The sequence below is a fragment of the Halomonas almeriensis genome (assembly GCF_030409235.1).
GTDB lineage: Bacteria > Pseudomonadota > Gammaproteobacteria > Pseudomonadales > Halomonadaceae > Halomonas > Halomonas almeriensis.
In genome coordinates this window covers 85522-98497 of record NZ_JAUFPO010000009.1, presented here as the reverse complement: position 1 = coordinate 98497, position 12976 = coordinate 85522, and the positions used below count along the sequence as shown (strand labels likewise).

Sequence of the window (12976 nt, the reverse complement as noted above, 5' to 3'; positions counted from 1 at the left end):
CTTGGCCGAAACATCCAGTTGATCCCCTAGCGCCTTCCTCGCTGCCCATGCTCCCCCAAGCGTGGGCGCTCTCGTTTGCACACTCATTCGCTCGCCTCCCGCTGCTCCTTCAGCAGCCGTTCAATACGCTGTTCGTAGACTTCCAGCATCCATGTGCCGACGGTGGCCTTGCCCATGTACTGAGCACGCGCCAGGTCGTCGCGGATGTCAGCAGCCAGGCGTTCAAGCTCGCGTTCGGTTGGGTTATCCATGGTCGGCGTCCTCCTCGATCACATGCTCGCGGACATACTCGCCACGGTTCTCAAGGTCGGCGGCGACGATCTCCAAGGCGGCCAGTAAGGCGCTACGAGTGAAGACGCTGTTCTTCACCTCCTCGGCTCGCAGGGCTTCGGCGATGCCATGTATGGCAACCGAGGCTTTCTCCATGCATTGAGCGTCGCCATGGAAGGCGGCACGGTTCAGGTGGCGGCGATCCTCGGCGTTCATTGGGCCAGCTCCTTCGCCATACGAACGGCGATCTCGATGGTTGGGCGGGTGATCGGCTCGGCGCGATAGGGCGCGAGGATCATGGTCAGGTAGGCAAGTTGGGCTTTGGTGAGGATCATGGGCAAACCTCCTCGGCGGCAGAGTCGAGCCACGCATCGAGGTCGGCTTGGCGGTAGCGGATGTTTCGGCCAATAGTTAGGTACTTGGGAGCGGGTAATCCGGCCAGCTTTCCATTCCAGCGGGACTGGCGGAGTGTGGCGGGCTTGATCCGTAGAAGCTCGGCGGCTTCCTTTTCGGTCAGGATCGTGCGGGGAGTATCAGACATGCTCTGTCCTTAATACACGGGCCAGCAGCATGGGAGGCGGGGCAAGGGATAACTGAGTTTGCGTTTAAGCGTGCTTAAAGGCTAGTATCCCCTTGTGGGTATGCAGTGATGCATAACCACAGACGCCACAAGAGAACGGCAGATAACGGGTACAAAGCAGGGCCTTGCAGGGCTGAGTGTGATGTTTCCGCTTGTCTGACCATTCTACGAGCGTCATCCAGCCTCCCATGGCTGGGATTTGTGATCAGGGGAAGCAAGGATCAAAGTTTGGCGACCGCGAGCCTTGCTCTCCCCCCTCCTTCAATGCCCTGGCCATCCGGTCGGGGCATTTTTATGCGCTGTCGATCAGCGTCCACACTAGCCTAATTCAGGCTACCGCCATCGCGCAAGGTCATTTACCAAAAAATCCGCGTAATAGCAGTACTGATAATATAGGCCAGCCTATGGGTTTGCCCATACGAATATGCGTGAACGCATGGTTCACAAGCATTGCTTGTAAAGGGAAAGCTCGCCAATGTTCCTCAACAATTTACCCTCATGGTGATAGTTTTCTATACACACAATCGGCTACAACCGCCGTGGTTGCGGCGTTTTGGTGCCGAAACTTTATACGCTTTCGTATCGCCAATCTTTACCAAATTGCTAAACATCTTTTCAGGCCGCTATGCCTGGCAAATCCTCGCCAATCCTGCCCAAACACAATCAATCCCTTATTAGCAGTGCTGGTCGATAACTTGCGACGGAATGCAATGGAATGCGATGAAATGCAACGCCGGGAAAAAGCTGGTAGGGCTGGCGGCGGTGCTGTCCTGGGGTGGCGTGCTGGCGCGTATTGCTCCGCCGCTGGCGGGTTTCCGCCACTTCCGCCATTTTCCGCCACCACTTCCGCCAGCCATAAGCCCCGCCGTTGAGCGTTTTCCGCCATATCCGCCACTTCCGCCACCCTACGCGCTCCGATTTTTGTTTTTGCCACCCATCGGGATGACGTTCTGAGGCTCACGCGCTACCTGGCTGTCGATCAGCTTGCCCCATGCCTGCCAGGCCAGGCGTTGCTCCTCGGCATAGCTTTGCCGCTGATACACGGCTACCAGGGCGTCATCAGGGGTATGGTTCAGCATCCGCTCGATGACATGCGGCTGGGCGGCGTTGTGTTCGCCCAAGCCAGTGGCGAAGCTCCGGCGCAGGTCATGCACGTGGAAAGGCGTCATATCGGCCAACGGGGCGCTGTCGTCCCGCTGGCTGGTCTTGCGTCCCTGTAGGCGAAGGATGGCCGTGGTGATGCTTTGCGCCCCGATGGGCTGCCCCGCTTTTCGGCCAGGGAAGACATGCTCCCCGTGCCGGTCGAGGGATCGAAGAATCTCCAGGGCGGCGTCGCTCAGATAGACGGTATGCGCTCGACCGGGCTTTGTGTTGGCTTCCGGGAGCGTCCAGATACCGGCGTCCAGGTCTATGTCATTCCACTTGGCCAGCAGTAGCTCGCCACGGCGTTGGCCGGTGAGGATCAGCAGCTTGATGGCGGCCACGGCCACGGCTGACAGATTGGAGTCATCCAGGGCCACCCATAGGCGGCGAAGCTCTGCCAGGTCGAGCGTTCGATCCCGTGATGCTCCTTTGGTGGCTCCGATCTTGGATGGCTGGATGCCCTGGGCGGGATTGTCCGTTATATGCCCCTTGGCTTCGGCGTGGTCGAGCATGGCTCGCAGCATGCTCAGACACTTGCGGGCCTGCTCTCGGCTTTGCTGGTCGGCAACTTCCGACACGGTGCCCTTGATGGTTTTGGCGTCCACATGGGCCACCAGCAGGCGACCAATGCGCCCTTGTAGGTAGTAATGCCAGCGCCAGGTCGTCTGCTCGACGACACGCTGGCTGGGCGGGCGTTTGGTGCGGGTCGAGGGTGTCTTGGCGTAGCTGGCGATCCATTTGGAAAACAGCGTGCTCATGTCCCAAGCGGCAGTGTTGGCCGCTTGCCGGGAGCGTTGCACGGCCTTGGGGTTCAATCCATCAGCCAGCAGGCGGCGCACTTCCTCGTGTTTATCCCGCGCTTCCTTGAGCCTCATGGTGGGGAAGGTGCCGATGTTCACGGCATCTTGCTTGCCATCATGGCGATAACGAACGTACCAGCTCCGGCTCCCGCCAGTGCTTACGCGAATGGCCAGGCCACCACCGTGGGGTGATTGGACGCCTTGCCAGTAAACACGCCTGCTGGGCTTGAGGGCTTGGATTTGGCGGTCGGTCGTAATCATGGATGACTCCAGGCTGTTACCACTACAGTAACCACGTTTGGAGTATATAATCACGGATAGGTATAGACAAGTGTAGACAAGGGATAGGCAATAAATGCCTTTATATCGGGGGCTTACTTGTCTATGGATGGATGGGTGAATCTGGGAGTTTTGCTTTCGGGAGGCAGAGGTCGTAGGTTCGAATCCTGCTACTCCGACCAAGAATTCCGTAAAAACGGCCACTTAGCTCAAACGAGCGGTGGCCGTTTTTCGTTGGCGCGCTTCTAGGTGTTTAAACCCACCAGATTGTTCACGGAAAGGCCCAGCCGGCTAACTGGAGGATGGTAATCGAGACTGGCATGCGGGCGGTGCCAGTTGTACTGATGAAGCCAGGCAGGCAGGTGTCTGCCGCGCTGATACGAGCTTGCATATGATCGCGCATAGGCCCACTCGCCAAGCGCCGTCTGGATGAATCGCTCCGCTTTACCTTTGGTTCGTGGGCTGTACGGCTTGGTCCGGCGGTGTTTCAGCTTCAGCCGTCGGCACAGACGCCGAAAGCGACGGGAGCGATAGCAGGCGCCGTGGTCGGTGAGTACCCGGGTGAAACGGATGCCAAGGCTGTAGTAGCGCATCGCCTGCAGCAGAGCCATGCAAGCGCTCCAACTCTTCTCGTCCGGGTGAACGCTACTGAAGGCCACTCGCGAGTGGCTACATGGATATACTCCCATCCCGCGCCAGGCGTGCTCTGTTGGCGATTACCCGTCACACGATGCCCCGGTCGCTCGAAGCAACTCAGTTTCTTGATGTCCAGATGCAAAAGGTCCCCGGGAGCATCATGTTCGTAGGGTTGTCGGGCCTGGCCGGGGACAGGGCAGCCAATCGTTTCAACGCCTTGCGCTTGAGAATACGCGCCACTGTGCTCTGGCCGATCCCCTGCGCCTGGGCAATCTAGCGGTAGGTCTAGCGCTGCTGACGGCGTTCAATGATCTGGTCCACGGTAGTCGCGTCGGTCGCAAAGGGGCTTCGTGCTGGGCGTGACATACGGTCCTGAAGGCCCGTGTGGCCTTCTTGGCGAAAGCGACGCACCCACTTGTAGACCGTTCTCACACTGACACCCTGAGCTTGAGCCACCTCTCTTGGGCGTAACCCTTCATCGATCACACGAGCGGCCAGTAGGGCTCGACCATGCGGAGTAAGACGGGCATTCTTATGGGTGTTCATCTGGACCTCCTGGAGGTTGGTTTGGTTCGCACCCCCAGTTTCCCGGGTAGGCTCCGGATGAACAACCTACCGAGAGATCACAACTAGAGATCTCCGACAAGCGGCTGTGGCGCATCATGCACCACTACGTGGGACGGATGTTGGGTGAGCTGGACCTGGCCAGCGTGGCCACTGTCGGCGTGGATGAGACCGCTTCTCGGCGTGGCCAGCGATATGTCACGGTATTTCTCGACATGCAGCGCAAGCAAGCGCCGGTGGTCTTCTCCGTTCCCGGCCATGGCAAGGCCGCCATCAAGGCCTTCAGCGTCTTTCTGGCGGAGTATGGTGGTGACCCGGACAACGTGGTCGAGGTGGTCTGCGACATGTCACAGGCGTTCCTGAGCGGGGTGGCCGAGCACCAGCCCAACGCTGAGGTGACGGTCGACTGGTTCCACATTGTGCAAACCTTCACCAAGGCGCTGGACGAAGTCCGCAAGAAGAGAGCGCCGTGAGAAAGGGTATCCCAAGGCGCTGCGCTGGGCCGTCTTGAAGAGACTGGATAACGGCAACCTGACGGCCAAGCAACTGGCCGCTCTCCAAGAGCTGGTGGCCGATCGGGGTGCCGCTGCCGATGCCTGGGTGATGAAGGAGAAGCTGCGGTGGATCCAGCAGGCCTCGACACCGCGTGCTGCCCGCTGGCGTATCACGAACTACCTCAAGGGTGATGCGGGAGGCGATCACCGATCAGCCACTGCTCAAGCCCATAGGGAAGGCCCTGGCCACGCTTGAACGGCATGCCGAGCAGGTCGTGAGGCGCTGGATAACGAGGCTGACCAACGCGCGGCTGGAAGGTATGAATGGCTTATTCCAAGCAGCTCGGTCACGCGCACGTGGCTACCGGAACGAAGCCAACTTCATCGCGATGATCTACCTGATTGGTAGCCCCGTAGGACGCCTGCTGGATCAAGCCAAATCCACATGATGTGACGAAGAACCCCTTAAATGGCTGATATCCAGTAACCACACGGCATTTTGAGCGATGATTTATTGATATTCGATGGTGAATGCGGCGGTGGCGTTGACCTGGCCGGGTTCAACTGTCTGAGCGGTCTGGTAGTAGCGGGCCATCATCGGTAGCGTCATGCGGTAGGAGCCGGGTGTCAGGGTGCCGACGCGCACGGATTCACCGTTTTCGACTGGGCTGTTGTCGTTGCGGTTGATCAACTGAATACCGACACCACTGGCCGCTTCGCTGCCGCCCTCTATCTGGATGACGCCCGCTGGGGCGTTGTTGTCCGGCGTATAGTCGAAGCCGAGGTCGAGATAGGCCTGACCCACATTGGGACCGCTGCATTGCATGCCAATCTCGAAGTTACGTTCTCTGTTGGTCGTTCCGATACCCGCAAATTCGGTGGTGGAAATCTGACCGAAGTTGACGGGGATGTTCCTGGAGCCCGCCTCGATGTTGCAGGTGGGTGAAATCACGGTGATGGCATTGGCGCTGAGATAGGAGGTCAGGATTGGCCTGGAACGCCCCGTGTCGCCGGCGTAATAAGTGGTGTACTGGCCGGGTGCAATGGGGCCGGAGCCTGTTTGCTGGCCAGTCTTGATGACTTCTACGGTAAACTGGCCCGAGCCCAAGTACAGGCGAGAGTTGTCACGCCTTAAGCTATGGGGGTAATACGTTATGAGTCCCAGGTCGACAATCTCGCGTGCCAGCCGCACACCTATCCCCTGGATGCTGGTGGTGTAAACATCGCTGAACTGGCTCTGCTGCCCCTGCAGTATTTCGCCGTACAGATAACCAGATCCATTGCAGCCACCAATCTCATTGGTGCGATAGATGGGAAAGTTTTTTTCGGCCAATACATCCCCGATCTGCGCATCTGCGGGGACAATGACGCGACCCACATTCATGTCGATACGCTGGGGATTCAAGCCACTGTTGATGTAGCAGCCTGCCCAGCCAAGTGTAGGCAGTGCTGTCAGTGTCAAGAGCATGGCTGACTGGCCCATCACTCGCTTCAGGTTGAATCGCTTAGTCACAACGTGCCTCCAGATGCGTGATGGCTGCGGCATTGTTCCGGGATTGAGTGGTCTCGGGAACTCGGTAGTCTACCGAGCAGCTTTCGCCGTCGGCCAGCGAGACGTTCAGGGTACCTGACGTCTGCTCGGTGCGCAGATAGATACGACCGCCTTGCCCCACAAAGCCCACAGGCTGCTGATCCTCATTGTTCACATCGGCACCGAAGGGAAGCGGTTGTCCGTTGGCGTCGGTGGTCTTGATCAGCAGCGCCCGACCGGATTTCGTTTCAAAGCTGAGTCGGGCAATGGCGCCTGCATAGGGGGCAACCTTCTTGCTGCTGGCCAGCAGGTCGACGTTCTTGTCCATGCCATTGGGGTCGAGCTGCACGGCATTCAGGCGATAGGGAGTCACGTAGGGCACCACGGCGTAGCCGTTGCCGTCGACACGCACGCCGACCGAGTTGGTGACCCTGGCGCCCTTGGCTTCGGGCGCTTCCACGAGGACCATGGTTTCCCCTGGCTGAGGCGTCAGTGTCACGCCACCGCTGTGGGCGACCATGCCGCCGGACATGCCGACGCCTACCTGCCGGAAGTCGTTGCCCTGGCTGTAGGAGCCACGGAAAGAGGCATAGGGCGAGCTGTATTCGCCACTGAACTGACCGGAAGAACCGGCTTGAGCATTGTCGCTGACCGACAGGTTGTAGGTAACATTGCCATCCACGCCGGCGTTACCCGCCAGGCCGATACGGCTGCTGTCGTAATCGCCATTGCGCGTCGAGGTCGAGGCACTCAAGCTGGGGCGTCCCGGCATATTGTCGAGCGGCATGGAAAGGTCCAGTGTCCACTGGGTGTCGGTGTCGCCGAACTGGTCTTCGGTCTTGAGTGCCGAAATGCCGTAATTAATCCGCTCGTAGCGGTTGTTGTAGCCAACCTGGTACTGATTGACCTTGCCATCGACGTTCCAGTAGTTCCGCGTGGAGCCCGTGATGTACAGATTACCCATGTCCTCGCCGAGATTTTGGTTCAATGTCAGCTGGAACTGGCTTTTCTGGCGGCGCAGGTCATCAAAGCTGCCACCGTCGTTTTCGTACTCCAGTGAATTAACGGCGTTTTCCAGAGACAGGTAGCCGGCGGTCGAGTAGCGGTAGGCGGCCAGGGTGAAATTGGTGCCTAGGTCTGCCAGGCGTTTGCTGTAGCTGATCTTGTAGCTTTCGCCCTGTACGTCGTCATAGCGCTCGAAATAGGCGCGTGAGTGCGTGACATCGGCCGAGAATGCCCCGATCGGGGTGCTGAGGGCCAGGCCGCCGAGTACGGATTGATAGGATTCGCCGACGGTGACACCCGTATAGCCAGTCAGGTTGTTGCTGATGCCATAGCGATAGGTGCCACGGGTAAACCATGGCTCCTCTTCACCGGTACCGCTGCGCACCTTGCCAGCTGTCACGCTGTAGCGTTTCGTGCCGGGACGCAGCATCTGCGGCACGGAGGCAAAGGGCACGGTGAAGGTGCGCTCGGTGCCATCGGCCTCGACGATGGTGACCTCCAGATCGCCGCCGTAACCGGACGGGTAGAGGTCGTCAATCACAAAGGGGCCGGGTGCCACCGAGGTCTGATAGATCAGTTGGCCGTTCTGACGCACTTCCACAATGGCATTGGTCTGTGCCGTGCCTCGAACCGTGGGCGCATAACCTTGTCGGGAGTCGGGCAGCATGCGGCTGTCGGAGGATAGCTTCGCGCCCCGGAAGCCGATGGCATCGTAGACATCACCGGTGGTGTAACTGTCACCCATCAGCAGCTCGCTTTCCAGCGAGGGCAGCGGACGACGCAGGTAGGTGTTCTGTGAATCCCAGTTGCGGTCCTGGTTGTCTTGCTGGGTGACCGTCGAATTGTGACGAAACTGCCAGGCGCCGATATTGATGCCGGTGTTCAGGCTCAGGTACGCCGAGTCGGTGGCCAGGGTGGAGCCGCCTGCCTGATCGGTCTCGGTGTGGCGCGCATTGAAATTATAGTTCAGAAAGCCGGCGTTGATGCCGGGCTCCCACAATGAAGGATCCACATAACCCCTGGCGCGGCGTTGAACATGAGTTTGCGGAACGCTCAGGTCGAGGCGCAGATTGCTGGTGTCGACCTCGAGAGACGCCTGGGGTATCCACTCGTCAATGCTTAGACAGGCGTCCGTCTGGTTCTCGGTGTCGAGAGAGGCTGTGTCCACGCCGAGATTGGCGAGGTCTTCCAGTGTAAAGCAGGTCTCGGCATCGCCATGACTTTCGGTAGCGCGAAAGGTGAACTGCTGGCGGCCCTGCCAGTTGTTGTTCATGTAGACGTCGAGAGAATAGTCTCCCGCCATGACCGGGTTGCCCGTGGCAAAGCGTGATAAATCGGCACCACGCGCGCCGCCTCGCAGCAGACCACTGTTGAACGACACTTCCTGGCCACTGCTGGTAGACGAAGTAGTGGTGTTGCCGGGTATATCGGACCTACGTGGCTCGGATGCCGAGTCTGACGAAGGTACCGTGACATTGGCGTTGGCCTGTGCCAGCGTGGCGATCGGCAGAAGTGCGAGAGAGCACCCTGTGCAGCAAGCGATTAATTGTCGCTTATCCATGCGACCCACCCTGTAATAGTCATGGTTCCAATCGGTGCATGTGCGCCGCCGGCCCTGGCAGCAAAGCGCGCGATTTACCGGGAAAGTGTGACGTCCTGCTCGACCCGTGCCCCATAGTCATTAATGGTGGTCATGCGCAGTTCGCGAATGCTGCCATGGGCATTGCCAGGCAGTTCAAAGGTGCGTGTTTCGTTGGGTTCTAACATGCCTTCGCCCGCCGAAATGGGGACGTTGATACCGTTGGCGAGCGTCAACTGTGTCATGGTGACGTGATACGCCGAGGTGTTGTGAGCACGCAGGACGTTGCCACCACTCAGCGTCCACTCAACCTGCTCCGCTGCCTGGCGAGCACTGCCTTCCAGGCCTTCGGGGCGGTAGAACAATTTGATGCGTGAACGTATGGCGAGCTGCAGGAAGTTCTGCGGCGCTTCGCCCTCCATCGATTCAGGATTGGGCGGTACGTCCAGCACGTTGAGCCAGAAGACCGATTCGCGGTCATTCGGCAGATTCGCCGCGCCGGTATATGAGATACGCAGCACCTGGCCCTGGTCGGGCTCGATGCGGGAGATGGGCGGCTGAATCACAAAGGGAGCCTGACTTTCGTCAGGGCTGACATCGGGGTTGCCGCTGTCCACCCAGGCCTGAACGAGTGACGGTGTGTCGCCTGCGTTTTGCAGCTGAACCGACACTTCACGATCCTCTGAGGGGTAGACCACACGCGTTCCACCGATCACCACACTGGCCTGGGCCATGCCGATGCCCGTCCATAGGGTTGATGCGGTCATTAACGCAACAAAAAGACGCTTCATCTCTTCATCCGAGGCTGGTGGGAGGCAATTTTGCGTTCAAACAGGTCCGGGGCATGACGCCCCGGACCATCGCCATCACTCGTAAGTGACGGTGAAGTCGACGCTGGTGCTGACGCTACCCGCAGTCGCGGCGCCGCCGGTGGCGTGGTATTGGGCGAAGTAGTTCATGGTCGCCGCATTACCCTCGACGTTGTACCACTCGGCACCGTCCTGCAGGCCGTTGCTGCCAATGGCGCCAATGGTGATTTCTTCCTGAGAGCCGCTCAGCAGACCGATCTGAACGTTGGTTGCATCACCGGAGGCGTTGAGCAGACGGCCAGTGTTCAGGTCGACGTTGGCACCCGGCTCAAAATAGGCGCTAACGCCCTGGTCGGTTTCCACACTGCAGTTTTCCAGGCTGATGGTGAACGGTGTCAGGCCGGCCGTGTCGTTATCAGCAGACAGAGTGTTGGTGGAAACAGTCGGCAGGGTAACTGTCTTGTTCTGATCACCGGTGACGACTTCGCAGGTACTGCTGGTAATTTCACCTTCGAAGTGAACCGTGCCGGTGCCGGCGGCCATGGTAGAAGCACTGGCCATCAGGCCGAAGGCCATAACGCTTGAGGTAATCGCTTTAATGCGCATCATAAATACCTTAAAAGATCTGGGGTGGAGTTCCAGCCACTTTTCGCTGCCAATCGGGGCTGGCGGTTGCATTCCATGCGTGCTCTCTAATGAAAAGAAGTTTACCAAATACCCTTTAAGAGCAGCAGAAGCTTAGCATGCAGAATAAAAGCCCTGTATAAATTTTTGTAAATTAATGGATTAATGCTTTTTCATGGAAAGAGAATTATTAGATTAAGTCTTTTTTGGTTAAGTATGTCAGCAAACGTCTTGTCCCGAGCAAAATCGCTGTCATACTGGCAACTAAGTGCTTATTAAAATTAATCGCTTGATCAGCTCCGTAACCACCAAGTAGGCGATAGGCCTCGATACAGAGGCGATCAAACGAGAGATAGGCACTCAGCGGTAGCCATGCGTACTTCATCTTCCGCCACAGAATCTTAAGCAGGTTCAACTCCGGCGAGTAAGACGATATATAGACCAGGTGCACACGATGCGACCTCCACTCCACAACCTTTCGTCTGAAGGCCTTAGAGCGATGCATGCGGGCATTGTCGAGCACCACGACGGCGAATGTATCGGGGTCTTTCTGGGCCGCAAACTGGTCAAATGTTTTGATGACCGTCTCGGTCGTTACCGGTTCCCTAGACTGGTAGCAACCAAGGAAACGAGCTCATGAGCGACCAACTAGACCCGAGCGTCTCGGAGTTCGCGACCCAGGAGCAGGCCGACCGCCATGATCGTTGGTTTCGAGCCAAGGTCCAGCACAGCCTCGATAACCCGGGACAGGGGCAGCCCCATGACCACGTCATGGCCAGAGCCGACGCGATCATCGAGAACGCGTCCGTGGTCCACGCTCGCCAACACTACCCCTGACCCCCGATATTCAAGACCGGCTAAGTGCAAGATGTCACCATGGCTCAAAGGCTGAGGGCGGCCCCGTCACTCGTCATGGCTGATCTGCAGATTGGACTTCTTCGAGGCGCCGTTGTTGGCCTGCCAGGAAAGGCGGATGTCCAGCCGGTGGTAGTCGTCTTCCTTGCGGGCCGTGACCTTGAGGTGCAAAAGCCCCCTGGGTGCCAGGCGGATCTCGCCGTGGTCATCGGAGAAGGACAGCACGCCCTTGGCCAGCCCCTTGGTGATGGCCTTGAGGATGTCCTGGGCGCCCTTGATGCTCTGCAGGGATTCGTGCCGGAAGAGGTTCTTTTCGGTCTTCATGACGATGCAGCCTTTGACTTGGGGGACGACGCCCGAGGGGCGGCGGCGAGCTCGTGCGCCGGGTCGAAGACCCGGGCATGCGGGTAATCGCTGCTGATGGCGATCACCTGCCCCGCCGGATGAATGAGGGTAGCGCCCATGCCCGGGCCACTCAGGCCCTCCTTGCGGCGTGAGTGGCGGTCCAGGGTGATATCGCCGTCGAGGTGCAGCATGCCGGAGCGCACCCGCCATTGCTGGCCGCGGGTGAGGTTGATGTGGCCATGCACCACCACATGCAGGCCCTGCTTGTGCAGGCTCGCCACCCCGGGCTCGGTCAGCGGAAAGTCGACCCGGCGGTACTTGGTACGCAGGGTATTGGCCAGGGCGCCGTAGTAGAAGCCACAGGGGTCTTCCACCAGGGCCCTGTCGAATCGCCGGTTGAGCCCTGCCACGCCTTCCGTGGCGATGATCCCGGCGACCCGGTCATCGAGGCCGGCATGCACGAACAGAAAGGCGCCTTCGCGATGGGCCAGGCACATGCGCTGGAAGAACCAGGCGAACTCGCCCTTGGGATGCAGAAAGAGCTCGCGCAGCTTGAGGGCGGCCGCGTAGACCTGACGCAGCGAAAGGCCGGCCCTGCTGCAGGCGGCCTCGAAGTGGCCGACCTTCTTGCGCAGGCGGGCCAGCTCCTTGTCGATGGCCCCTTCGGGCATGACGCTCTCGGCCTGCGCCGGAAAGGTCTCGAACCAGGAGTCGCGGGGGAACAGACGACGCCGGCAGACCTTGTTCGAGGGAATCCCGGAAAGCGCGTCGGCCCGGTCGTCCAGGTACTCGGCATGGACCTCCTGCAGCAAGGGGATGACCTTGTGGCCCATGCGCACGAAGAGGTGTTCGGTGCGCGGCGAGCGTAGCCGTTCCAGCGCCATCAGGCCCATCAGCAGCCGCATGTCGTGGTTGCCGGCGAGCAGGGTGACCCGGGCACCGCTGTCGATGAGTTGCTGCAGGCTGCGCAGCATGGCCAGGTTGCTGGGCCCCTTGTCGAGGCAGTCGCCGCCGATGATGAAACGCCCCTTGCGGCCCGGCCCGGTGAGGGTGAAGTCGCCGAGCCCGGAGCCGGTCTTGCTGACACCGCCACTGGCCACCAGCGAGGCCTCGAAGGCCTCGGCGTCGGCATGCGGGTCGGAGATGAAGAAGACGCGCCGCTTAGGCCAGCTCGCAGCGTTGCCGGCCAGGGTCTGCTGGAGGCGAGCCGGCGCGCCATCGGGCGTCCAGGCCTCCGCCCGGGCCGGCAGGGGATGCGACAGGTCGTCACCACTCCGGTAGCGCGGCAGATGCCGTGAAAGCCGGCGCTCGACCGCGGCCGCTGCCTTCTTGCCGGCCTTTTTTTCAGCCTTCCTGTCGACCTTCCTGCTGGCCTTGCCTTTCGCCATGCGCGGGCTCCGGAAAACGCGAAATGGGTCCAACTGGGCAGCGTATTGCACCCGGATGACGAGGGGATGAAAAC

13 protein-coding genes and 3 pseudogenes are annotated in these 12976 nt (G+C 59.6%); 3 read left to right on the top strand and 13 right to left on the bottom strand.

All coding sequences use genetic code 11. The features are described from left to right. Window positions 1-83: 83 nt before the first annotated feature. The 6 genes and pseudogenes from QWY74_RS07320 to QWY74_RS07295 all read right to left on the bottom strand — a co-directional run bounded on the left by QWY74_RS07320 (window position 84) and on the right by QWY74_RS07295 (window position 4254). Entirely contained in the window at window positions 84-251 is a 168-nt protein-coding gene (locus QWY74_RS07320; protein ID WP_290314064.1) for a hypothetical protein, read from the bottom strand. Next, window positions 244-486: a hypothetical protein gene (locus QWY74_RS07315; protein ID WP_290314062.1), complete on the bottom strand. Its 243-nt coding sequence runs from the start codon at window positions 484-486 to the stop codon at window positions 244-246. The genes QWY74_RS07320 and QWY74_RS07315 overlap by 8 nt, the downstream gene beginning before the upstream one ends. After that, window positions 483-605 (bottom strand): hypothetical protein, encoded by a 123-nt coding sequence (locus tag QWY74_RS07310; protein ID WP_290314061.1) that lies wholly within the window; start codon window positions 603-605, stop codon window positions 483-485. The genes QWY74_RS07315 and QWY74_RS07310 overlap by 4 nt, the downstream gene beginning before the upstream one ends. Continuing rightward, entirely contained in the window at window positions 602-811 is a 210-nt protein-coding gene (locus QWY74_RS07305; protein ID WP_290314060.1) for a helix-turn-helix transcriptional regulator, read from the bottom strand. The genes QWY74_RS07310 and QWY74_RS07305 overlap by 4 nt, the downstream gene beginning before the upstream one ends. 944 nt (window positions 812-1755) lie before the next feature. Continuing rightward, window positions 1756-3054 carry a tyrosine-type recombinase/integrase gene (locus tag QWY74_RS07300; protein ID WP_290314058.1) on the bottom strand — a complete coding sequence of 433 codons (1299 nt, stop codon included), beginning with the start codon at window positions 3052-3054 and terminating at the stop codon, window positions 1756-1758. Between the two features lie 263 nt (window positions 3055-3317). Beyond that, window positions 3318-4254 (bottom strand): annotated as a pseudogene (locus tag QWY74_RS07295) (IS481 family transposase). Between the two features lie 116 nt (window positions 4255-4370). On the opposite strand from QWY74_RS07295, the pseudogene QWY74_RS13100 reads away from it, so the two are divergent. Together QWY74_RS13100 and QWY74_RS13040 are read left to right on the top strand one after the other, a co-directional pair. Then, a pseudogene (locus QWY74_RS13100) lies at window positions 4371-5022 on the top strand (ISL3 family transposase). Continuing rightward, entirely contained in the window at window positions 4958-5215 is a 258-nt protein-coding gene (locus QWY74_RS13040) for a transposase (protein WP_353960319.1), read from the top strand. The pseudogene QWY74_RS13100 and the gene QWY74_RS13040 overlap by 65 nt, the downstream one beginning before the upstream one ends. 62 nt (window positions 5216-5277) lie before the next feature. Here the strand turns inward: QWY74_RS13040 and QWY74_RS07285 are convergent, their stop codons facing one another. The 5 genes and pseudogenes from QWY74_RS07285 to QWY74_RS07265 form a co-directional block, all read right to left on the bottom strand. Next, window positions 5278-6279 carry a fimbrial protein gene (locus tag QWY74_RS07285; RefSeq protein WP_264824302.1) on the bottom strand — a complete coding sequence of 334 codons (1002 nt, stop codon included), beginning with the start codon at window positions 6277-6279 and terminating at the stop codon, window positions 5278-5280. Continuing rightward, window positions 6272-8683, bottom strand: a complete 2412-nt coding sequence (locus QWY74_RS07280) for a fimbria/pilus outer membrane usher protein (RefSeq protein WP_290314056.1) — start codon at window positions 8681-8683, stop codon at window positions 6272-6274. The genes QWY74_RS07285 and QWY74_RS07280 overlap by 8 nt, the downstream gene beginning before the upstream one ends. Before the next feature lie 254 nt (window positions 8684-8937). Continuing rightward, window positions 8938-9672: a fimbrial biogenesis chaperone gene (locus QWY74_RS07275; protein ID WP_264824304.1), complete on the bottom strand. Its 735-nt coding sequence runs from the start codon at window positions 9670-9672 to the stop codon at window positions 8938-8940. Window positions 9673-9747: 75 nt separating this feature from the next. Then, window positions 9748-10296 (bottom strand): fimbrial protein, encoded by a 549-nt coding sequence (locus QWY74_RS07270; RefSeq protein WP_290314055.1) that lies wholly within the window; start codon window positions 10294-10296, stop codon window positions 9748-9750. Window positions 10297-10591: 295 nt separating this feature from the next. Next, window positions 10592-10915, bottom strand: a pseudogene (locus QWY74_RS07265) (transposase); the annotation flags it as partial. Between the two features lie 35 nt (window positions 10916-10950). Here QWY74_RS07265 and relB point away from each other — a divergent pair. After that, a complete protein-coding gene (gene relB, locus QWY74_RS07260) occupies window positions 10951-11151 on the top strand; it encodes a type II toxin-antitoxin system RelB family antitoxin (RefSeq protein WP_264824306.1) in 201 nt (66 codons plus the stop codon). Between the two features lie 66 nt (window positions 11152-11217). Here the strand turns inward: relB and QWY74_RS07255 are convergent, their stop codons facing one another. Both QWY74_RS07255 and QWY74_RS07250 read right to left on the bottom strand, forming a co-directional pair. Next, entirely contained in the window at window positions 11218-11493 is a 276-nt protein-coding gene (locus tag QWY74_RS07255) for an amphi-Trp domain-containing protein (RefSeq protein ID WP_290314054.1), read from the bottom strand. Beyond that, window positions 11490-12902, bottom strand: a complete 1413-nt coding sequence (locus tag QWY74_RS07250) for a metallophosphoesterase (protein WP_290314053.1) — start codon at window positions 12900-12902, stop codon at window positions 11490-11492. The genes QWY74_RS07255 and QWY74_RS07250 overlap by 4 nt, the downstream gene beginning before the upstream one ends. Window positions 12903-12976: the final 74 nt, after the last annotated feature.